At 38.1% G+C, this 21,640-nt stretch carries 19 protein-coding genes; 8 read left to right on the forward strand and 11 right to left on the reverse strand.

What is annotated here, in order from left to right; genetic code table 11:
- Positions 1 to 16: 16 nt before the first annotated feature.
- From bioB to bioD, 4 genes are read left to right on the forward strand one after another with little or no spacing between them, the layout of a single operon-like run.
- Positions 17 to 1,063 (forward strand): biotin synthase BioB, encoded by a 1,047-nt coding sequence (bioB, locus tag H4J56_RS07460; protein ID WP_070373554.1) that lies wholly within the window; start codon positions 17 to 19, stop codon positions 1,061 to 1,063.
- A gap of 35 nt (positions 1,064 to 1,098) precedes the next feature.
- On the forward strand, positions 1,099 to 2,238 hold the full coding sequence (locus tag H4J56_RS07465) for an 8-amino-7-oxononanoate synthase (RefSeq protein WP_182215196.1): 1,140 nt from the start codon (positions 1,099 to 1,101) through the stop codon (positions 2,236 to 2,238).
- On the forward strand, positions 2,238 to 3,023 hold the full coding sequence (bioC, locus tag H4J56_RS07470; protein WP_182215194.1) for a malonyl-ACP O-methyltransferase BioC: 786 nt from the start codon (positions 2,238 to 2,240) through the stop codon (positions 3,021 to 3,023). Before H4J56_RS07465 ends, bioC begins: the two co-directional genes overlap by 1 nt.
- Complete coding sequence (bioD, locus tag H4J56_RS07475) at positions 3,016 to 3,705, forward strand: dethiobiotin synthase (RefSeq protein WP_182259119.1); 690 nt, start codon at positions 3,016 to 3,018, stop codon at positions 3,703 to 3,705. The genes bioC and bioD overlap by 8 nt, the downstream gene beginning before the upstream one ends.
- Positions 3,706 to 3,967: 262 nt before the next feature.
- Here bioD and H4J56_RS07480 read toward each other — a convergent pair whose 3' ends face one another.
- The 4 genes from H4J56_RS07480 to H4J56_RS07495 all read right to left on the reverse strand — a co-directional run bounded on the left by H4J56_RS07480 (position 3,968) and on the right by H4J56_RS07495 (position 8,186).
- A complete protein-coding gene (locus H4J56_RS07480; RefSeq protein ID WP_070373558.1) occupies positions 3,968 to 4,366 on the reverse strand; it encodes a type II toxin-antitoxin system HicB family antitoxin in 399 nt (132 codons plus the stop codon).
- 507 nt (positions 4,367 to 4,873) lie between these two features.
- Positions 4,874 to 6,277, reverse strand: coding sequence for an alkaline phosphatase (locus H4J56_RS07485; RefSeq protein ID WP_182259120.1), 1,404 nt, complete (start codon positions 6,275 to 6,277; stop codon positions 4,874 to 4,876).
- Between the two features lie 28 nt (positions 6,278 to 6,305).
- Complete coding sequence (locus H4J56_RS07490; RefSeq protein WP_182259121.1) at positions 6,306 to 7,487, reverse strand: endonuclease/exonuclease/phosphatase family protein; 1,182 nt, start codon at positions 7,485 to 7,487, stop codon at positions 6,306 to 6,308.
- 54 nt (positions 7,488 to 7,541) lie between these two features.
- Positions 7,542 to 8,186: a TetR/AcrR family transcriptional regulator gene (locus tag H4J56_RS07495; RefSeq protein WP_259367747.1), complete on the reverse strand. Its 645-nt coding sequence runs from the start codon at positions 8,184 to 8,186 to the stop codon at positions 7,542 to 7,544.
- Positions 8,187 to 8,847: 661 nt separating this feature from the next.
- Here H4J56_RS07495 and H4J56_RS07500 point away from each other — a divergent pair.
- The 3 genes from H4J56_RS07500 (at position 8,848) to deoA (ending at position 13,882) form a co-directional block, all read left to right on the forward strand.
- Positions 8,848 to 11,988, forward strand: coding sequence for a TonB-dependent receptor (locus H4J56_RS07500; RefSeq protein ID WP_182259122.1), 3,141 nt, complete (start codon positions 8,848 to 8,850; stop codon positions 11,986 to 11,988).
- 160 nt (positions 11,989 to 12,148) lie between these two features.
- Positions 12,149 to 12,568 (forward strand): cytidine deaminase, encoded by a 420-nt coding sequence (locus H4J56_RS07505; protein WP_070373562.1) that lies wholly within the window; start codon positions 12,149 to 12,151, stop codon positions 12,566 to 12,568.
- Positions 12,569 to 12,580: 12 nt separating this feature from the next.
- Positions 12,581 to 13,882 carry a thymidine phosphorylase gene (gene deoA / locus H4J56_RS07510; RefSeq protein WP_182221936.1) on the forward strand — a complete coding sequence of 434 codons (1,302 nt, stop codon included), beginning with the start codon at positions 12,581 to 12,583 and terminating at the stop codon, positions 13,880 to 13,882.
- 91 nt (positions 13,883 to 13,973) lie between these two features.
- Here the strand turns inward: deoA and upp are convergent, their stop codons facing one another.
- From upp to udk, 5 genes are all read right to left on the reverse strand, one after another.
- A complete protein-coding gene (gene upp / locus H4J56_RS07515; protein ID WP_182221937.1) occupies positions 13,974 to 14,600 on the reverse strand; it encodes a uracil phosphoribosyltransferase in 627 nt (208 codons plus the stop codon).
- A gap of 80 nt (positions 14,601 to 14,680) precedes the next feature.
- Entirely contained in the window at positions 14,681 to 15,256 is a 576-nt protein-coding gene (locus tag H4J56_RS07520) for a thymidine kinase (protein ID WP_070373565.1), read from the reverse strand.
- Between the two features lie 24 nt (positions 15,257 to 15,280).
- Entirely contained in the window at positions 15,281 to 16,054 is a 774-nt protein-coding gene (deoC, locus tag H4J56_RS07525) for a deoxyribose-phosphate aldolase (protein WP_182215182.1), read from the reverse strand.
- Positions 16,055 to 16,078: 24 nt separating this feature from the next.
- Positions 16,079 to 17,323 (reverse strand): NupC/NupG family nucleoside CNT transporter, encoded by a 1,245-nt coding sequence (locus tag H4J56_RS07530; RefSeq protein ID WP_182215181.1) that lies wholly within the window; start codon positions 17,321 to 17,323, stop codon positions 16,079 to 16,081.
- 43 nt (positions 17,324 to 17,366) lie between these two features.
- Positions 17,367 to 18,017, reverse strand: a complete 651-nt coding sequence (gene udk, locus H4J56_RS07535) for a uridine kinase (RefSeq protein WP_070373568.1) — start codon at positions 18,015 to 18,017, stop codon at positions 17,367 to 17,369.
- 256 nt (positions 18,018 to 18,273) lie between these two features.
- Between udk and H4J56_RS07540 the strand changes: the two genes are divergently transcribed.
- A complete protein-coding gene (locus tag H4J56_RS07540) occupies positions 18,274 to 19,494 on the forward strand; it encodes a phosphopentomutase (protein WP_182244782.1) in 1,221 nt (406 codons plus the stop codon).
- A gap of 111 nt (positions 19,495 to 19,605) precedes the next feature.
- On the opposite strand, the gene deoD is transcribed toward H4J56_RS07540, so the two are convergent.
- Together deoD and add are read right to left on the reverse strand one after the other, a co-directional pair.
- A complete protein-coding gene (gene deoD, locus H4J56_RS07545) occupies positions 19,606 to 20,310 on the reverse strand; it encodes a purine-nucleoside phosphorylase (RefSeq protein WP_146800086.1) in 705 nt (234 codons plus the stop codon).
- Positions 20,311 to 20,559: 249 nt separating this feature from the next.
- Entirely contained in the window at positions 20,560 to 21,555 is a 996-nt protein-coding gene (add, locus tag H4J56_RS07550; RefSeq protein ID WP_182243529.1) for an adenosine deaminase, read from the reverse strand.
- Between the last annotated feature and the right edge of the window lie 85 nt (positions 21,556 to 21,640).

The raw sequence follows: 21,640 nt of genomic DNA on the forward strand, positions 1-21,640 counted from the left end.
ACAGTAAAGGTTTCACATGTCACAAACGAATATACCTCGTCATGATTGGTCAATAGCAGAAGTGGAAGCATTGTTTGCTCGACCTTTTAGTGACCTTATGTTTCAAGCTCAAACCGTTCATCGTGAACACTTTAATCCTAATGAAGTACAAGTTAGTACCTTATTGTCAATCAAAACAGGTGCTTGTCCTGAAGATTGTAAATATTGCTCGCAAAGTGCACGCTATAATACTGATGTTCAAAAAGAACGTTTGATGGAAGTTGAAAAAGTATTAGAAGCAGCAAAGGTAGCGAAAGACCAAGGGTCAACGCGTTTTTGTATGGGGGCAGGTTGGAGAAATCCAAAAGCTCGTGATATGCCCTTTGTGTTAGAGATGGTCAAAGGTGTTAAAGCACTTGGCTTAGAAACCTGTATGACATTAGGCATGATTAACGGAGGTCAAGCCGATGAATTACAAGAAGCTGGGTTAGATTATTATAACCACAACTTAGATACTTCTCCTGAACATTATAACTCTATTATTACCACACGCAGCTATCAAGACCGATTAGATACACTGCAAAACGTCCGTGATTCGGGAATGAAAGTTTGTAGTGGTGGTATTGTTGGTTTAGGCGAAAATGCTCAAGACAGAGCGTCATTTTTAGCACAATTGGCTAACTTACCTAAACATCCTGAAAGTGTTCCAATTAATATGCTGGTAAAAATTGCCGGAACACCACTCGCAGATGTTGACGATTTAGAAGCTTTTGATTTTGTTCGTTGTATAGCGGTTGCACGTATTATGATGCCTAAAAGCCATGTGCGTTTATCAGCTGGGCGCGATGCAATGAACGAACAAATGCAAGCAATGTGTTTCTTAGCCGGTGCCAACTCAATATTCTACGGTTGTAAGTTGTTAACTACAGGCAACCCTGAAGCCAATAAAGATATGCAGTTATTTGCAAAATTGGGCATTAATACTGAAACAGTGGCCACCGATGATATTGAGACTGAGCAAAAAATAACGACTGCCGTTGTCAATCAGCAAAATAAAGAACTTTTTTACGACGCTGCGCTTTAACGTTTATTTACTGATCAAGAGCCAAGCTGAAATTTATGTCTTTTAACTTTATTGCTGAGCAAGTCGCTCAGCAAAAAGAAAAATCACAATATCGCCAACGCCAATGTATAAGCGAGCAAAATGGCCGAGAGGTGGTTGTTGCAGGAAAACGCTATTTAAATTTTTCTTCTAATGATTATCTCGGCTTAAATCATCACCCTTCAATAAATAAAGCCTGGCAAGAAGGTGTCGATAAATACGGCAGTTGCGCAAGTGCTTCCAGTTTAATTACCGGTTTTCATTATGCACACCAAGCTTTAGAAGATGAAGTTTGTCAGTGGTTAAATAAACCACGGTGCTTACTTTATAGCAGTGGTTTTGCAGCTAATTCCGGTGTATTACAAGCCTTGGGTAAAAAAGACTGCCAATTTTTTCTAGACAAGTTAAGTCACGCCTCTTTAATTGATGGTGCTCTGGCTAGTGAAGCTTCAGTGAAGCGATATTTACACAATAATCATCAGCAACTTGAACAATATTTAGCGAAAAGTCCTGTTGACAATAAACTGATTATTTCTGAAGGTATTTTTAGCATGGATGGCGATCGCGCAGACGTTAGCCAGTTAATTATGATTGCTCAGCAGCAACAAGCTATGCTTTACATGGATGATGCACACAGTATTGGAATTATTGGTCATGCCGGTCAGGGCAGTAGTAGCTTTGGTCAGGTCGATATAGTAATGGCAACTTTTGGCAAAGCTTTAGCCACTAGTGGTGCATTTATCGCTTGTGATGAAGATGTTTATGATTACTTAGTCAATTTTTCTCGTCATTATATTTATTCAACCGCGATTTCCCCCGCCGTTGCTTGGGCGACAAAAACTAGTATCAAGCTTGCTCAAAAAGAGTCTTGGCGCAGAGATAATATTTTTGAATTGAGCGCGCTTTTATCAAATAAACTTGATAGTCAAATAACAATAATTCCGTCATCCTCTTCTATTCACGCTATTGTTATTGGCAGCGAAAAAAGAACACTAGAAATATGTCAACATTTGAAAAACAGAGGTATTTGGCTAACCGCGATACGCCCACCAACGGTTGCTAAAAACAGCTCAAGGTTACGCGTTACTATTACTGCTAACCATAAAGAATGCGATATCAATTACTTAGCTAATTGTTTGAATGAGGTTTTACGTTAATGCCTGAAGTGTTAAACAGAATTAAAATAGCCAAGTCATTTGGCTTAGCGAGTCAGTCGTATGATATTTCATCTCGATTACAACGCTATACGGGTAAGCACTTAATGTCTTTATTACCCAACCGTTCAGATCTAACTGTCGTCGACTTAGGCTCAGGTACCGGTTTTTTTACTGACATTCTTGCCAGTAAATTTCAACAAACTATTGGCGTTGATATCTCCGCTAAAATGCTGTCTTTTGCTCAAGAAAACCGCAGTAAGGAAATCTGCTGGTTAGAAGCTGATGCGTATTACCTGCCTTTTAAAGCCAACACAATTGATGTTATTTATTCTAATTTGGTTATTCAGTGGTGTGATCCACTCGATGATATTATTGAAGAAATTTTACGCGTGCTCAAACCAGGAGGATTGTTTATATTTTCCACCTTACTCGATGGCACATTACATGAGTTAAAATCATCTTGGGCACAAGTCGATGATGAACAGCACGTGATTGACTTTAAAACAGATGCAAACCTAAAAGCTATTTTTGATAAGGCCTCATGTAAATTACTTGAACAAAAAACTCAAGACTTAGTATTAGAATATCAAAATGTTATACATCTAGCGCGAGAGTTGAAAGGGCTAGGCGCAAACCATGTCCCTAAACAGCAAGGCAAGGGTTTAGCGGGTAAAGATAAATGGCAAAAGATGACTAATTGCTATCAAGACTTTCAAGAGCCTAGTGGTATTTATCCGGCGACTTATAAGGTGTATTCTGCAATTATGGTAAAATTAAATGCTTAAAATTTTTATTACTGCCACAGATACTGATGCTGGAAAAACCTATTTTGCGCAAATACTCACCGCAGCCTTAGTTAAAAAAGATTATCAAGTTGCTGTATTTAAACCTATATCTGCAGGGTGTGAGCTTAAGCATACAGCGCAGGGTGAAATACTGGTCAATGAAGATGCACAATTATTGTTGCAGCAAGCAAACTGTGGACAAGGTATTAGTGAAATTAACCCTATTGCATTTGAACCGGCAATAGCGCCACACATCGCCGCTAATTTAATGAATGTTGACATTAAACTCGCTGATATAAATGCGGGTTACGAGCGAATTATTGCTAGGGCTTGCGATATTGTTATCACTGAAGGTGCAGGGGGATGGCGACTACCTTTAGGTAAAGGTAGGTTTTTATCTGAGTTCGTACAGCAGACAAAACAGCAGGTAATATTGGTGGTGAATATGAAACTAGGGTGTTTAAATCATGCGGTTCTCACCTATGAAGCGATAGTTGCCGATGGTCTTGATTGTATTGGTTGGGTAGCAAACTGCGTTGAGCCAATGAATTATCTCGCTGAAAATATAGCTGAACTCAAAACACTTATTCCAATTCCAATGATTGCTCAACTCGGTTTTGAAACAGATATCAATAAAGCCAGTTCAAACATTAATGTATCGTCGATAACGGCACGGCTTTAGCGACTAGTTTTATTTTAAATTATAGATAGAACAAGCAATAAGTGAGTGCCTTAACTGATTTATTGCTTGGTTTATTAATAGATAATTATCAGGCTTTTATCCTTACGAAAAAAGTCTAACGATAAAAGACTATTATCAATTTAATGCACTCCCTTTAACAATCCTCACAACTAATCTTGCAGTGTTTATCACCATGAACCTTGTTAAGTCTTACTCTTTCTTATTTTTCCATAATTTATAAATAATAATTCAGGGAAAACTCTTATTTATTTAACTCACTGATACACGCGCTTGCGATAAAGCCGGAACGTGTTTTATAAGTGGAAGACTTACTGACTCGGTTATCAATTTGTTTAATCAACAACTCCGGTAAGGTGACATTGATTTTATGACTTTTCCCTAAATAGGGTGTTATATCGATATCAAGAATACACCAAATAACATTTGGATAGGCTGTCAGATGATTTTCAATCGTTGTAGCGTGTGGGATGGCTTCACCATATTCGGCCAATATAGAAAGATGTGCAGCGATGCTGTCATTAATATTGTTTAAAGAGACATCAATACTCTCACCATTACCTACACAACCGGGTAAGTCAGGGACGTATGTTTTGTAGTTTTCAACGCCAATTATTTTCTTTAATGCGATAGGGTATTTCATTGTTTTTGCCTCTTTAATTAACGCCCTTAAGTGTAACTCCAGCAACCCCGGATAGCAATAGCATGACAACCCTGATAACTCCTCGTTTAGTTATTTGATAACCCCAGTAACCCCTTGATTAGCCGCAAGGGTAACTCTAATAACCCTGCACGTGTTGCGAAGTGAATGGTCACTTAGCACTAGACTCTTTATAAATAATAAAAGTAATAACGAGTTAAACTTTATCGTTATAGATAGGCAAGAATGCTTTAACGAAGCTAATACAGGGGGGTTGGGGTTACTTTGATTAAGTTGTTTGAGGGAGATTAACAAACAACAAAGGATTTTTAGCGACTCTTTCTAGCTGAGTTATTCACATAAAATAAGGTAGCAATGGCATGGATAAACGTTTAATCAATAAAATATTTATTGATGAGATAAAGAGGTTTTATAGCAGGGAGTGTAGTTTTTGAACACAAAAAAAACGGCTAATTTTCATTAGCCGTTGTTATATTATTAACGTGGAGGTTACTTTTTACCGAGTAATAAAAATATTTGTTTAGCTACGTCGGTATTATCAACCTTGCCCTTTAAGACTTCACTGCTTTTACCTAGTGTATGTAAAGGAACATCAATTGCGGTGTGGCCGCCTGATGTCCAGCCAGTGTTTGTTCTAATATCTATAATGTTTTTAATTGCACTTGATATGATGTTATTCATGGTGGGCTCTTTAGTCTTTAGTTTTTCTTGTTCATCAAGTGATTTGTAAGTAGCAATTTCCTCAACTGCAAATATTTTCGCCGCTTCAATTTGTTCAACTTCGCTATTTGTTACATCGAAGTTAAGCAATTTACTTAATTCTTGTTGTGTTATTTGGCTGTTAGCTAACTGTTTAGCTATTGTGCTTGGCGAACTTTTCATTGTGCGTAAAACTTCAGGGTGCCACTCATACTTGCCACGTGCACCAACGGTTAAACCACCCGTACTATGATCAGCTGTTAATATAACTAACGTATCAGGGTTTTGTTTTACGTACTCTTCTAAGTACTCCATCGTTTTAGCTAAATCTGACATTTCAGCCATCGCCGTTGCTATATCATTAGAGTGACCAGCCCAATCTACTTGACTAGCTTCAACGAGCATAAAATAACCTTTACTATTTTCTAGTTGTTTAATTGCAACTTTAGTCATGGCGGATAAACGATATGGGTCACTATCATCTAAGGCTGACGGTAAACCAGTATCATCAAAAAGACCAATAACAGGCATATCTGCTTTAAGCGTGTTTAAGGCGTTGTAGTTATCAATATACTGAAATCCTGACGCTTTAAATTCTTCAATTAAATTTCTATCTTCACGTATAAAGTATTTCCAGCCTCCCCCAAAATAGACATCTGCTTTTATACCGTTATCTATATAGCTATCGGCAATAGCATTATAATTATTTCTGCTTTCATTATGTGTTAAATATCCAGCAGGGGTCGCATGATTTATTTGTGATGTTACGACAACACCTGTTTTTTTGCCTTGTTTTCTGGCAAATTCAAGTACAGTTTCAACGCTATTTTTATTCACGTCTAAAGCAATTGCGCCGTTGTAAGTTTTATAACCCGTGGCAAGTGCAGTAGCACCAGCGGCGGAATCAGTGACAACACCAGAAACACTTGCCGGATAAGTACTAGCTGAGCCAACAAGTAAACGGTCAAATACTGTTTCTTCTACAATGTCAGTTGTTGGGTCGTCGTTAAAGTATCGGTACGATGTTGTATAAGCGGGACCCATGCCATCAGCTATCACCATAATGATATTTTTTGGTGAAGGAATATTCTTAGCAGTCTCTGTATTTAAAAGCATTGCTGTTGAGTCATTATCAATCGTTTGACAGGCTGTTAATGCAAGTATAATGCTAACAGCAGATAGGAGTTTTTTCATTTTTATCTTCTTATATAAGTGTTAATAATTAATAAGGGTTGGTGATTATTTCAGATGACTCTTTAGTCTTCAGTAACAGGTCAATCCATACCATACGGTGATCGGAAGATGCTGCTCTGTTTTTTATTAACCTAAAAGTTTCTTCATTTTCTGTTGGCCAGTAAACGCCTGATTTTTCAATAACTAATCCATATTTCGATGGTAACGCGTAATCGGCTCTCATTCGCCAGGAGGCCGTATGGTAATTTGCATGTTCGTTATTTTTACTGTGCTGTTTTCCCCCTTCACTTTGGGGTAATGCATCTTGAATTTTATCATTATTTAGTAAGCTTGATATGGCCGAATTCAACGCATCACCCTCAACATTAGATGCATTAAGATCACCCAAAATAACAAAAGGTTCAAGGGATTTCAAACCTCCTTTTTGACCCTTGTCATCGTAAATGTATGCTGATTTTTCTGGCGAAATGTAATCATCCCAAAAACGAATTTCATCATGATTACGGTTACCATTTCTATTTTCTGGACCATCAAATATCGGCGGTGTAGGGTGGCTTGCTAAAATATGAACGACTTGCCCATTAACCTCAACCGGAATATCCCAATGAGATTTAGAAGATAAACGCATGTTTTGCCAAGCTTCATCACTAAACCAAGATGTCGAGGTTTTAGGATCTAAAGGTTGAAGGGCGTTAGGCATATCTCGCCACTTAAAGTACTGGAAGGTACGAATAGCGTTACTATTAATCGGGTGCTTTGACAAGAGTACCAAACCAAAGTGACCTGAAAAATGTCCGTAACCAAAACCATCACCCGGCAAAACACCTTGTTTACCGTCGCCATCTAGATCATAGCCTGAATTGACACCCGTATTAACGGGTCCTTGATAAAAATAAGGAAAATCAATTTCTTTTTGTCCATTTTGGCTTTTGTTCAAATAACGTTTAATGAAAGTCTTTAGGGCGTGGTGGTGGTTATTGTTGCTATTATCTTGATTATCAAATTCATTCAGTAACAGAATGTCTGGGTTATTACGCTGAATAATTTCTGCAATATTTTTAATTTGTTGATGATCACTGTCTATGGCTATTTGCAGGGTGTTATTTGAAATATTAGGAGCCTCAGAACTCAGCGCAGACTGATAGTTTAAAGCCTCCATACTTACATTAAATGTTGCTATTTTAAGAGGCTGTGCTTGTGTTCTACTCATATAAGTTAGTGCTAATGTTAAGTAATAGGTTAAGTGTCGATGATTATATCAACGTTAGTGTAAACCGCAGCCACGTAAAATCATGTCAGTTAGAAAAGCGATGACATCTTCAACATCTTCATCTTCGTAATCCGCTCTATTCATAATCGTTAAAATTTGTGTTTCAAAATCGGCATAGTGTTGAGTTGCTGACCAAATAAGAAAAATTAAATGAGTAGGGTTAACATCGCGCATTTCTCCATTATCTATCCATTGCTGGAATAGTTGTGCTTTCTCTCTCACCCATTTTCTTTGATAGGTACGAGCAAAATCTTTCAAATGTTGTGCACCTTGAATAATCTCCATGGCATATATCTTTGAAGATTCAGGGTGTTTAAAAGACATCCTTACTTTTGCTTCAATAAATTTTTCAATAGCTGCTTTAGGACCGTCTTCAGGATTTATATCACCTATGCCTTCGTCCCACATTTGTAGGGTATGTTCTAGTACGGCATGGTATATATTTTCTTTATTCTTGAAATAATAAAGTATATTAGCCTTAGGTAGGCTTGCTCTATCGGCAATGGATTGTACCGTAGCGCCTTTATACCCTTGTAAAACAAATTCTGTACTAGCCGCTATTAAAATCTTGTGCTGGCTTAGTGCGCGAATATTCCCTGTTTTTTTTATTTCTTTGTTATTTTTCATTAAGTTGCTCAATATTTAAAATGCATAAATAAAACATTTTTAAGTTAAATTGTTATTATAATTTTACTTTAATACTATCTGTTGACCAAATAGTTAACTTTTATGGTTTGTTATACTTATCTTTATTTTATCATTGATTTAAATCACTAAATGCCATTTTTCAATGAAATTCTACTATAAATGTTTAGCCATTTATATGAAAGGGAACTTTAGTGCTTTAGTTGATGTTTTTAATTTCTCTATATAAAAACATTTAGTTAAATAATGAGTATTAATTGGCTTAAGGCCATGTATATATGGCTAATTGTTTATTATGGTCTGTTTTTTATCTAAATTGGCTCACTAAGCTTATAACTAAAAAGCCTTAAACCTGTTTATAGATAACAATATCTTATATAAAGGCCATCTTCGTTATTAATATAAATGATAGTCATAAGCTTACGATGCATCCCGTTGTTTATTAAGGCTTTTTAAAATACTTTTCTGGTTGATTTCTTTTTAATCACTAACAGATACTATTTGAATTTCAAAAACTCTGAAAATATGTAATGAAAGTGTAATAAAAATCTGGTCTAATTTCATCCGAAATTAAAAACAGAGCAACTGGTTAAGTTTTTTGGTTGCTAAAAAAAATAATTCGTAAACACTTAAAAACGTAATCAAGGAATAACCGATGAACACTCAACGTCTCTCACTTATTTCAAGTGCAGTTATTTTTGCACTTGGCTTATCGACTTCTGCTATGGCAAACGATACCTCCTCCGCTATTCGAGGTAGTATTGAAAATTCAGCGGGTGCTATTTCAGTTAACGCAAAAATTGAAATTATCCACGAACCTTCAGGCACAAAAACGCTTACCACTTCTAACGACGCTGGTAACTTTTCAAGTAAAGGTCTTCGCGTAGGCGGTCCTTACACGATTAAAATCACTGATGAAAAAGGTGTTACTGTTTACAGAGATATCTTTTTAACACTAGGTGATACCTTTCGTTTAAATGCAAAACTTGAAGCTGCAGACGATGTTGAACGTATTTCTGTAACAGGTAGCAAGATTTTTTCTAATAATATTGGTAGCAACAGTTATTTTGGTGCTGATGATATTGTTAATGCTCCAAGTTTCGACCGTGATATCAAAGATATCGTTCGTAACAACCCTCTAGCCGTTTTATCTTCTAAAGATGGCGAGTTAAGTGTTGCCGGTACTAACCCAAGATTTAACAGCATCAGTGTTGACGGTATTAGCCAAAATGATGACTTTGGTCTGAATGCCAATGGTTACCCTACAACGCGTTCACCTATTTCTCTTGACGCGATTGAACAGGTAACTATCGATGTTACTCCTTTCAATGCAAAAGACAGCGGCTTCCAAGGCGCTAAGATTAACGCAGTAACAAAATCAGGTACCAACGAGTTATCAGGTTCATTCTTTTATGAAACTCAAAATGACGGCATGGCCGGCACACCTAAAAATGGTACAGACGAAGCACCATTAGATTTTGATGAAACAACTTTTGGTGCAACCCTTGGTGGCGCTATTATTGAAGATGAATTGTTTTTCTTCGCTTCATACGAATATTACGAAGCAACATCAACTGTTGAGTGGGGACCAGATGGCGCTAACGTACCTAACTCTGCTGATGCCAGCGTTGCTGATGTTTTAGAAGTACAAAGAATTGCTCGTGAAGTCTACGGCGTAGAGCCAGGCGAATGGGATTTATCTCCTAAAGTAGACGATGAAAAATTATTGTTGAAACTCGATTGGAACATTAACGATGATCATCGTTCAGCGTTTACTTACCAATATACTAAAGGTAACAGTACACGTAACCAGTCTACTTATGGTGGCGAATTACGTTTATCATCACATTGGTATGACAGAACTGAAGAATTAAACAACTACGCGTTTAAACTTTATTCTGATTGGAATGACGATTTTTCAACTCAACTTAGCCTAACTTACCTTGATAACCCAACAACTCAAGCTTCATTAGGTGATTATTCTGACACTGTTATTCAAGCTGATTCTGGTGATATCGCAATTGGTGCAGATCACTCTCGCCATTCTAACGATTTACATAAAAAGACTTTTATCATGGCTTTAGACGGTGATTACCTAGTGGGCGATCACAGTTTAACTTTTGGTTACCAGTTTAAGCGTTTAGACATTTTTAACTTGTTTTTACAAAACACCAAAGGCGATTACCGTTTTGGTAGTATTGAAGACTTTGAAAATAAAGTGGCAAACAGAGTTATCTACCAAAATGCAACGAGCTTAGATGCAAATGACGCAGCCGCTTCATTTGTTCGTGACGAGCATGCTTTTTACATTCAAGATGAATGGATGTTCAATGACGATATTACTATCGACATGGGTTTAAGATACGAAATGTTAGCGTCTAGCGACATACCTACCTATAACGAACAATCTCAAGCACGTACAGGTTATGACAATACTGACAACTTAGACGGTACGGGTATTTTCTTACCACGCTTTGGTATTAAGTGGGATGCAAGTGATGACCTTATCGTTCGCGGTGGTGTTGGTCGTTATTCTGGTGGTCAACCAACAGTTTGGGTATCTAACTCTTATTCAAACCCTGGCGTTGGAATCGGTAAAGTTTTTGAAAACGGTACCTTTGAAAATGTAGATATTAGCGGTCCACGTCAAGAAGATAAAGACACAGTAGCTAATTCAACCACATTTGCTGGCACAAACTTTGTTGATCCAAACTTTGATTTACCTTCTGATTGGCGCTACCAGATAGCTCTTGATTACCGCTTCGATATTCCGGTATTAGGTGAAGACTTTTTATTAACCACAGAATACTTATACAAAAAGTCAGAGAATACTGCTTTTTGGCAAGATGCAAGTTTGTTGGGTGATGAAGATGGCACGACAGCAGATGGCGGTCGTACTATTTATGATGATGCCGATGGTTCAATTACTGACTTAATGTTAACAAATGCCGGTAAAGATGGTCGTTCTAAAATCTTCAGCGTTGTTTTGAACAAAGATTGGGACAGTGGTGTTAGATTAACAACGTCATACACTAACCAAGATGTAACTGATGCACACACAAGTACAAGTGCTACAGCAGGCAGTAACTTTGGCTATAATACGGTGATTAACCGTAATGACGCTGTAGTAGGTCGTTCTGGTTTTGAAACAGAACACAGATTTGTTGTTAACTTAGGTTATGAAACTGAATTTGTTGCAGGTTACAAAACTAATATCAACTTGTTCTTCGAACGCCGTTCAGGCAAGCCAGTAACTTTCTATGCTGACGGTACTGACGTAGATGGAAGAAGTGGCCCAGGTAGCGACCCTTATGGTTTATTAAGCCCTGGTACTACTAACGATTCGTTCTTACCTTATATTCCTACACCAGGTGATACTAACGTTGTTTTCAGTTCAGCGGAAAATGAAGCTAACTTCTTTGAAGCGATTAACGACTTAGGTTTAGATAAATATGCCGGTGGTTACTTACCAAAAGGCGTAATAACTACTCCATGGGTAACAACACTTGATTTAAGCATTCGTCAAGAAATCCCAGGGTTTAAAGAAGGCCACAAGGGTATGGTTTACTTAACGGTTGATAATCTATTAAATCTTGTAGATAGCAGCAAAGGTAAAGTATACGGAAGCGACTTCGGTACTCAAGAGTTAGTTGAATTTACTGTTGACCCAGCAACAAGACAATATGTATATGGCCGTTCTATCTCACAAAATGATGATGGTAGTTACGCAGACAATAAATTTTATACGACTGATTCTGCATGGCGTATAAAAGTGGGTGTTAGCTACAAGTTCTAACCACACTGTAATCTATTGAAATATAAACCCTTTAGTTTACTAAAGGGTTTTTTTTTACAAAAAATTTAGCCATGTAAGTGATACCTTAAATGCATTACTTGACCACTTGGTCAGCTATGGTATTCTCACAGGTCTACATTACTCTTGAATTTTTACAATAATGAATAAAAATACCATAGAAATACCTGCAGAATTAAAAGTAGCCGCTAAAGAAGCTTATTTAAAAGCTTATGCGCCTTATAGTAAGTTTCATGTCGGTGCTGCGGCTTTAACCACTTCCGGTACGATTGTCCAAGGGTGTAATGTTGAAAATGCCTCTTACGGTTTAACTGTCTGTGCAGAACGAAATTGCATAAGCCATGCCGTGATAAAGGGTGAGCAAAGTTTTCAAATGATCGTTATATATACCGAGCAAGAAAAAATGACACCTCCGTGTGGCGCTTGCCGACAGGTTATTGCTGAATTTTTTGAACAATCAGCACCTGTGATAGCGTTTAATCACAAAGACAAACAACAAGTGTGGAGTGTCGCTGAGCTTTTACCTGATGCTTTTACGCCAAAATATTTATTGGACATTTAAGGATATCCATCAATGATATTACCCCAAGAAATTATTCGCACTAAGCGCGATGGTAAAATTCTCAATCAAAGCCAAATTCACGATTTTGTTAATGGTTTAGTTGATGGTAGCTTTTCTGACAGCCAAGTCGGTGCAATGGCGATGGCAATTTTTCAGCAAGGATTATCGGTTGAAGAAAAAGTAACGCTCACCACCGCCATGATGAACTCGGGTGATGTGCTCTCTTGGGAGGGCTATGATGCCCCTATCGTTGATAAACACTCTACGGGTGGCGTAGGTGATAAAGTCAGCTTTATGTTAGCTGCTATTGTTTCTGCGTGTGGCGCTTATGTGCCAATGATCTCAGGTAGAGGGTTAGGGCATACCGGAGGTACATCAGATAAATTAGAAAGTATTGCCGGTTTTAATGTAGAACCAACAATTAGCGAGTTTAAGCGTATTGTTAAAGACGTGGGCGTAGCCATTATTTCTCAAACAGATAATTTAGCGCCAGCAGATAAACGCCTTTATGGTATTCGTGATGTGACCGCGACGGTTGAATCTATTCCACTGATAACCGCTTCAATTTTATCTAAAAAACTTGCGGCAGGTCTTGATACTTTAGTGATGGATGTCAAAGTGGGTAATGGCGCGATGATGTCATCTCTTGAAGATGCTAAAGCGCTTGCCGATAGTATTTCTAGTGTCGCCAATGGTGCAGGGGTTAATACTCAAGCGATCATTACTGACATGAATCAGGTATTAGGCACCAGTGCCGGTAATGCCATTGAAATGTATGAAACCGCTAAATATCTGACGGGTAAACAACGCGAACCTCGTTTACATAAAGTCGTTAAAACATTAGCCTGTGCGATGCTTGTGAATTCGGGCTTAGCCAGCGATGAGCAAACCGCTTACCTTAAAATTGACAAAGCCCTTCATTCAGGTCAAGCAGCTGAAATATTTGAGCGGATGATAGCGGCGTTAGGCGGGCCAAAAGATTTTGTTGAAAACCCATGGGGCTCAATGAATAAAGCGGCCATTATTATGGAAGTTAAAGCCAGTCAACATGGCTATTTAGCTCAAATGAACACTCGAGATATTGGTATGTCAGTGGTGGGATTAGGCGGCGGAAGAACTGCGCCAAAACAAAAAGTTAATCACAGTGTTGGCTTCGATAGAATTTTACCGCTTGGGGTTCAGGTTAATAGTGGTGAAGTCATCGCTCGTGTACACGCCAAAGACGAAAATTCAGCGCTGTTAGCCGCAGAGCAATTTAAACAAGCGATCACTTATTCTGAAGAAAGTCCTGAATTACCACCGGTTATTTATTAAATAAGGCCGTTATAAACAATGCCGATATAGGTAATATCTTGCTAACTAATCACTTATTAAAAAAGTGATTAGTTTAAGCAAGTCGCATTAATTACAGCGTACCAAAGATTTTATCACCGGCATCGCCCAGACCCGGTAAAATATAACCTTGTTCGTTAAGTTTCTCATCTATCACACCAATCGTTAACGTGACATCCGGATGAGCATCCTCAAGCAATTTTATACCTTCAGGGGCAGCGACCAAAAATAGTGCAATGATTGTTTTACATCCCGATGCCTTTAATAGATCTATGGTTGCTAATGCTGTGCCGCCAGTCGCTAGCATAGGATCAATAATAATCGCTGTTCGACTTTCTATATCAGAGATAATATTCTCGTAATAACTTTCTGGCGCTAATGTGTCTTCATTACGTTGTATACCGACAACACTTATTTTTGCACATGGCAGTATTGACAGTGAGCCTTCAAGCATACCTAAACCGGCACGTAGAATGGGTACCAGTGTGGGTTGTTTATCAGCAAGAGTTGGCACTGAAATTTCGCCAGACCAACAAGTTAATGGGATATTTTTAATACTAAGGTGTTGAGTGGCCTCAACCGTTAATAACATTGATATCTCTTTGGTTAATTCTCGAAAGGCTTTAACTGAAATGTTATTATCGCGTAGTAAACTGACTTTGTGTTTAACCAGAGGATGAGAGCTTTCAAAAACTGACATGGAATATTCCTTGTTTTTTAAAGGTATAGAGGAAATTTAGCTGAATATATTGTTAGCAATAAGTGCTTTAATCTAGATATTTACCAGACCAACTGTTTAAAATGGGCTCTGCATAATGGCTCATAACGTTCATTGCCGCCAACTTCTACTTGTTGACCTACTTTTACAGGTACACCATTTTCATCTTGTCTGATAACAAAATTAGCTTTGCGGCCACAATGGCAAATTGTTTTTAATTCGACTAACTTATCGGCCCAAGCAAGAAGGGCAGCGCTGCCTGAAAAAGTTTCACCAAGAAAGTCAGTTCTTATTCCGTAGGCTAACACGGGAATATGTAAGAGATCGACAACATCCGTTAACTGCTTAACTTGTTCAGTTGACAAAAACTGTGCTTCATCAATCAGTACGCAATCTATTTTAGCGGCTTGATGTTTATCTTTTATTTCAGTAAACATATTGATGCTATCATCAAATAAGAAAGCATCTGCGTCTATACCTAAGCGCGAAGCGACTTTGCCTTTGGCGAATCTGTCATCAATTTGCGCCGTATAAATTGCGGTAGTTAAGCCGCGCTCTCTATAATTATAAGACGATTGCAGCAAATGAGTAGATTTACCCGCATTCATTGATGAATAATAAAAATACAGTTGTGCCATGAGTTACTTCTTTATCAAAGGAGATCAGTAGTTAGTTGCTGAGGTATTTTCTGTGCTGTGTCCTAGTGTGTCAAGTAAACTGTTAAGTAAGCTACTTGCACCAAAGCGAAAGTGGTTATTATCAGCCCACTCACTGCCTAAGATACTATCGGCTAAAGCAAGATAAACGGCTGCATCTTCTGCGTTTTTAACACCACCTGCGGGTTTAAAACCGACATTGATATTTTTGTTTTTTATCACTTCAAGCATTATTTTTGCGGCTTCTGGTGTTGCATTTACCGCAACTTTCCCCGTTGAGGTTTTGATAAAGTCAGCACCGGCATTAATAGCAATTTCACTGGCATGTTCAATCAACGCAGGTGATTTAAGCTCACCCGTTTCAATAATCACCTTCAACTTAGCAAATTCACCACAAGCTTGTTTACACACTTTGACCATATCAAAACCAATCGCTTCATTACCTTCCATTAGTGCTCGGTAAGGAAAAACTAAATCGACTTCGTCGGCGCCGTATGCGACAGCGGCTTGTGTTTCAGCTAATGCGATATCTATATCATCATTACCGTGCGGGAAGTTAGTGACGGTAGCAATTTTTATCTGTGGTGTTTGTTGCGCTTTTAACGTCTTTTTTGCCAAAGGCACAAAGCGAGGAAAAATACAGATAGCAGCAGTGACGCCACCGATAGAATTTGCTTGTTGACACAAGGCTATAATTTCTTCTTCTGTTTCGCTATCGGTTAAACTTGTCAAATCAATTAACGAAAGTGCGCGTTGAGCGATGGCTTTAAGGTCAGACATAACGTTTATTTTCCTATCAATTATTTATAAAGAAATGAATACGCCAGCAATAGCTGCGCTCATTAAATTAGCTAAGGTTGCCGCTAACATTGCGTGCATACCAAGGCGTGCGATATCACGTCGGCGACTAGGCGCCATTGAACCAATACCACCTAACAAAATTGCGATGGAAGATAAGTTAGCAAAGCCGCACAATGCAAAGGTGACGATGGCTTGGGTTACCGGTGAAAGTGTATCTTTAATTTCAACAAAATTAACATAAGCAAAAAATTCATTGACCACAACTTTTTGGCCGATAAAACTACCTGCTTGTAGCATTTCATTAACAGGTACACCAATAATGAAAGCGAAGGGAGCAAACACGTAGCCTAAAATAAGTTCGATGGTAATATTATCGTAGCCGAATAAACCACTAATACCGCCAACAATGGTATTGAGGAGAGCAATTAAAGCAATAAAAGCTAATAGCATCGCACCCACATTCACCGCTAGTTTTAATCCAGATGCCGCGCCAGATGCAGCAGCATCAATAACATTAGCAGGCTTTTCATCGCCTTCATCAAAGTCTATCGAGTCTTGAACAATTTTTTCAGGCTCTGTTTCAGGGCAAATAATTTTAGCCATCAGTAAGCCACCCGGTGCCGCCATAAACGACGCCGCGATTAGGTATTTAAGCTCTATGCCTAAACCCGCATAACCCGCCATAATAGAACCAGCAACAGAGGCTAAGCCACCAACCATAATGGCAAATAGTTCAGACTGAGTCATTTTAGCAATATAAGGTCGAACAACTAAGGGGGCTTCTGTTTGACCAACAAAGATATTGGCAGTCGCTGATAGTGACTCGGGTTTACTGGTTTTTAACAGTTTTTGTAAACTACCACCAATAATTTTAATAACCCACTGCATAATGCCAAGATAATAAAGTACGGCGATTAATGAAGAAAAGAAAATAATATTAGGTAAAACACGTACAGCAAAGACAAAACCAACACCATTCTCGTACATAGCGTCTGTGCCTAAGCCACCAAAGAGGAAGTTAATACCGACCTTGGCACTATCAATAACACTTTGAACACTTGAAGTAATCGTAGTCAATACGTCTTTGCCAAAGGGGACATATAAAACAAACGCACCAAGTAATAGTTGCAGCAAAAATGCAAAACCTACCGTACGAAAATTAATGTCCTTTCTACTTTTAGAAATTCCATAGGCAATGGCTAATAAAACAAATATGCCTATTACCCCTCTAAATGCGGCAAAATCCATACATACCCCTTAATATTTTTTATTGTTATTGTTATTGTTATTGTTATTTTTGTAGTGGTAATTTTGACAGTTGACGAATTTTTGCTTTAAGTACTTCAATCGCCATTCTGTTTTTTCCGCCTCGTGTGATCACTATATCAGCCCATGCTTTAGAGGGTTCAATAAATTGATAATACATAGGTCTAACCGTTTCTAAGTATTGATTTGTTACCGACTCAACACTTCTATTTCGCTCGGTTAAATCACGTTTAATTCGTCGAACTAAACAAATATCAAGTGGCGTGTCCATGTAGACTTTTATATCAAACTGATCTCTAAGTGCTTTGTTTGAAAGCAGTAAAATACCTTCAACAAGCACAATCTTCGTTGGTGTAAATACCCGTGTTTCATTTAAACGTGTATGCGTTTTATAACAGTAAATAGGCACGTCGATAGATTTATTTTCAGTGATATTTTTTAAGTGCTCAGTTAACAAGTCATGTTCAAAGGCACTGGGATTATCATAGTTTGTTTGTTCACGTTCAGACATCGACAAATGAGATTGATCGCGATAATAGGCGTCTTCACTTAGAATAGAAATACCGTCTTCACCTAATTCATCGATAAGTTCGTCGTGAATAGTATGCGCAAAAAGGGTTTTACCCGATGCAGAAGGACCTGTGATTGTAATGATTGTCGGTTTATTTGCGTTCAATTGTTTATGCCTGTCGATAATTCAGCTTCAGAAATGGTTTTAATCCTATCATTAGTGATAAAGTGATAGTAATTAACGCTAATTTTATACTTTTACGGTTAAATGATCAAAAATACGTTACTTTATTCGCGTATATTTTAAAGCATCATTTACCCCATTTTCAAAAGATGGTAAATTAGCACAACTTGACCATGTGGTCATGTTTTATTCTGCTATTTATGAATATATATTGAAAAAAGATCATAAAGGAAATGGTATGGCCCGCGCAATAGTTTTAGTAATAGACAGTTTTGGTATCGGTTACTCTGCTGATGCAGCTGAGTTTGGTGATGTAGGTGCAAATACCCTTGCTAACCTCGCTAAAGCATATTATGCAGAGACAGGCAAAGCGATAAACTTACCTAATTTGGCAAGTTTAGGCTTATTTCAAGCTTGCCATGAGGCGTCAAATACCGATTTTCCACAGCAAGGCGGTGAACCTCAAAAAGGGGCTTATGGCTACGCACAAGAGATAAGCACAGGTAAAGATACCCCAAGTGGTCATTGGGAAATGGCAGGTGTGCCGGTTCTCTTTGACTGGGGATATTTCACCAATAAAGAAGAAGCCTTTCCGGTTGACCTAATAGATAAAGTTAACAAAGCCACTGGCTTTAGCGATATGCTAGGCAATTGTCATGCCTCAGGTACGGTTATCTTAGAAAAGTTAGGACAAGAGCATATCAAAACTGGCTTACCTATTTGTTATACCTCAGCAGATAGTGTTTTTCAGGTTGCCGCACATGAAGAACATTTTGGTCTAGACAATCTTTATAAGTATTGTGAAACAGTAAGAGCAGAACTTGAAGGCCTTAATATAGGGCGAGTTATTGCCAGACCTTTTATCGGTGACAACCCAGACAATTTTTCTCGAACAGGTAACCGCCGCGATTATTCGGTATTACCACCAGCACCAACCGTGCTAGATAAAATTTTTGATGCCGGTACGCATGTGATCAGTGTTGGTAAAATTGCTGACATTTTTGCCCATCAAGGTATTAGCGAAAAAACCAAAGCGACGGGCTTAGATGCTTTGCTCGATGCCAGTATTAAACATCTTAATAGTGCAGCCGATAATTCGTTAATATTTACTAATTTAGTTAATTTCGACCAAGACTTTGGCCATAGACGTAACCCGGTCGGCTATGCACAAGAACTTGAAGCCTTCGATCTGCGCATCCCTGAAGTTCTCAATGCGATGACCGATAATGATGTGCTGTTTTTAACCGCTGACCATGGATGTGATCCAACGTGGCCAGGTAGCGACCATACCCGTGAGTATGTGCCAGTATTGGCTTATCATCACAATATTGCTTCGGTAAATTTAGGTAAACGAACAACCTTTGCTGATTTAGGGCAAACCATAGCTGAAATGTTTAATGTTGATAAAATGGATTACGGTACCAGCTTTCTAACTGAGCTTAACTTTAACAATAAGTAGTGAAGTGGCTTTGATTAAAAAGCTGTTATTCGTGTAAATAATGATTATAAAAAAAGGGGGTAGCAAAAATGCTAACCCCCTTTTTTATATTCAGAATGAACGAATATAACGTTATAGAATACTTTCTAAGGTTAATTCCATCATGTCTTTAAAGGTGGTTTCGCGCTCATCTGCGGTAGTTTGTTCACCAGTTTTAATATGATCGCTCACGGTTAATACCGTTAAAGCTTTTTTACCGTATTCTGCTGCAACGCCATAAAGGCCAGCAGCTTCCATTTCTACCGCTAAAATTCCATACTTTTCCATAGTGGCAAACATTTCAGGCTGCGGAGTATAAAATAAATCCGCCGTAAAAATATTACCAACGCGGACAGGTTTATTTAAACGTTCAGCCGTATCTACAACACTCTTTAACAATGAAAAGTCTGCACATGCGGCAAAATCAACGCCATGAAAACGCTGTCTGTTAACGTTAGAGTCGGTACTTGCTGCCATACCAATAACAATATCACGTACTTTAATGTCATCACGAACAGCGCCACAAGAACCAATACGAATAATACTTTCAACGCCGTAGTCTTTGTATAATTCAGTCGCGTATATTGAAACGCTAGGGATCCCCATTCCAGAACCCATTACTGAGATAGGCTTGCCTTTATAGGTGCCCGTGTAGCCAAACATGTTTCGAACACGTGTAACGCATTTAACATTTTCTAAGAAATTATCGGCAATATATTTAGCGCGAAGTGGGTCGCCCGGCATTAATACAGTTTTTGCAAAGTCGCCTGCTTGAGCTTCAATATGTGGAGTTGGCATAAGAGTTATCCTTTAGTTTTTAAGTGTAACTCAGTAAGTTTCTAGCCAGACCTGATGGGATCAAACTGCTATCAAGGGTTTTTTACTGAAAAAAATGTTTATGGCGACTATTTAAAAGTCGCCTAAAAGTTAATATGGGTATAATAATACTAAGTACTGTAACGATCAATTACCTATTAATCATTAAGGTTAACAACAACCAATAAAATTTATAATCGCAGTGTGATTGATAGCAATATTATCTTTACGCTATAGTTTTAATTGGCGTAATGTTTGTTTTTCATCATGGCTTAAAAAACTCATTTCAATGGCATTGCTTTGTAATTGCGTTATTTGTGCTTCACTGAGTTTAAGTAAGTTACTGGCAAGGTTAAATTCATCTTCAAGCTCAATATTCTCAACTGCAGGATCATCGGTATTTAAACAAACATTAAGGCCATTTGCTAAAAAAGTTTTTACTGGGTGCTGACTTAAATCTTTTATCGTACCTGTTTGATAATTTGACGTCAGGCAAGACTCAAGACCAATGTTATGTTTAAGCATGTAGTCCATTAGCTTTTGATCTTTTACACAAGCGACACCATGACCAATTCTAGTCGCTCCCAATTTTTCTATAGCATGCCAAACGCTTTCTGGTCCGGCCGCTTCACCCGCATGCACGGTTACTTGCAAACCCGCATGTGATGCTTTCTTAAAGTGACTTTCAAAAAGGCTACCAGGAAAATTATATTCGTCTCCCGCTAAATCAAGTGCAACAATATTATCTTTATGGGCTAAAAGGGCGTTGAGCTCAGTTTCACAATTGTCTACTCCAAAAGTACGGCTCAAAATACCAATTAAATTTATTTTGGTCGGATACTTTTTACGGCCTTGGTTAACGCCTTCAATAATCGCTTCCACAACACCTTCAATAGGGAGTTTATGGGTCATTGCCATATAAAAAGGTGAAAAACGTAATTCGGCATAATCAATATTAGCCAGATAAGCATCTTCTACATTTTCATAACCGATGCGAATAACATCATCTAATGAAGAGAGAACTTGCACGCCCCAATCTAACTTCTTTAAAAAAGCGAGCAGGTCGGCTTCATTGTCAGTAATTTTAATATGAGGTAAAAAGTCTTCGAAATTAGTTTCAGGTAAGGCAATATTATTTTTCTGAGCTAATTGCCAAACAGTTTTAGGTCGAATGTTTCCGTCTAAATGTCGGTGAAGGTCTATAAGTGGCAGTTGCTTGTTATACATGTGGGTCTATTGTCCTGATAATATAAAGTGTTGCTAGTTATCACTAGCAACGGTTTATGTCTGTGGTCTATTCTAGCTCAAAATC

This window comes from Colwellia sp. BRX8-4, assembly GCF_014077345.1.
Classification (GTDB): Bacteria; Pseudomonadota; Gammaproteobacteria; order Enterobacterales; family Alteromonadaceae; genus Colwellia_A.

Excerpts from the sequence above, each read along its gene's own strand:
- bioB (WP_070373554.1), top strand. The coding sequence starts at position 17 with ATGTCACAAACGAATATACCTCGTCATGATTGGTCAATAGCAGAAGTG.
- H4J56_RS07465 (WP_182215196.1), top strand. The coding sequence starts at position 1,099 with ATGTCTTTTAACTTTATTGCTGAGCAAGTCGCTCAGCAAAAAGAAAAA.
- bioC (WP_182215194.1), top strand. The coding sequence starts at position 2,238 with ATGCCTGAAGTGTTAAACAGAATTAAAATAGCCAAGTCATTTGGCTTA.
- bioD (WP_182259119.1), top strand. The coding sequence starts at position 3,016 with ATGCTTAAAATTTTTATTACTGCCACAGATACTGATGCTGGAAAAACC.
- H4J56_RS07480 (WP_070373558.1), bottom strand. The coding sequence starts at position 4,366 with ATGAAATACCCTATCGCATTAAAGAAAATAATTGGCGTTGAAAACTAC.
- H4J56_RS07485 (WP_182259120.1), bottom strand. The coding sequence starts at position 6,277 with ATGAAAAAACTCCTATCTGCTGTTAGCATTATACTTGCATTAACAGCC.
- H4J56_RS07490 (WP_182259121.1), bottom strand. The coding sequence starts at position 7,487 with ATGAGTAGAACACAAGCACAGCCTCTTAAAATAGCAACATTTAATGTA.
- H4J56_RS07500 (WP_182259122.1), top strand. The coding sequence starts at position 8,848 with ATGAACACTCAACGTCTCTCACTTATTTCAAGTGCAGTTATTTTTGCA.
- H4J56_RS07505 (WP_070373562.1), top strand. The coding sequence starts at position 12,149 with ATGAATAAAAATACCATAGAAATACCTGCAGAATTAAAAGTAGCCGCT.
- deoA (WP_182221936.1), top strand. The coding sequence starts at position 12,581 with ATGATATTACCCCAAGAAATTATTCGCACTAAGCGCGATGGTAAAATT.
- upp (WP_182221937.1), bottom strand. The coding sequence starts at position 14,600 with ATGTCAGTTTTTGAAAGCTCTCATCCTCTGGTTAAACACAAAGTCAGT.
- H4J56_RS07520 (WP_070373565.1), bottom strand. The coding sequence starts at position 15,256 with ATGGCACAACTGTATTTTTATTATTCATCAATGAATGCGGGTAAATCT.
- deoC (WP_182215182.1), bottom strand. The coding sequence starts at position 16,054 with ATGTCTGACCTTAAAGCCATCGCTCAACGCGCACTTTCGTTAATTGAT.
- H4J56_RS07530 (WP_182215181.1), bottom strand. The coding sequence starts at position 17,323 with ATGGATTTTGCCGCATTTAGAGGGGTAATAGGCATATTTGTTTTATTA.
- H4J56_RS07540 (WP_182244782.1), top strand. The coding sequence starts at position 18,274 with ATGGCCCGCGCAATAGTTTTAGTAATAGACAGTTTTGGTATCGGTTAC.
- deoD (WP_146800086.1), bottom strand. The coding sequence starts at position 20,310 with ATGCCAACTCCACATATTGAAGCTCAAGCAGGCGACTTTGCAAAAACT.
- add (WP_182243529.1), bottom strand. The coding sequence starts at position 21,555 with ATGTATAACAAGCAACTGCCACTTATAGACCTTCACCGACATTTAGAC.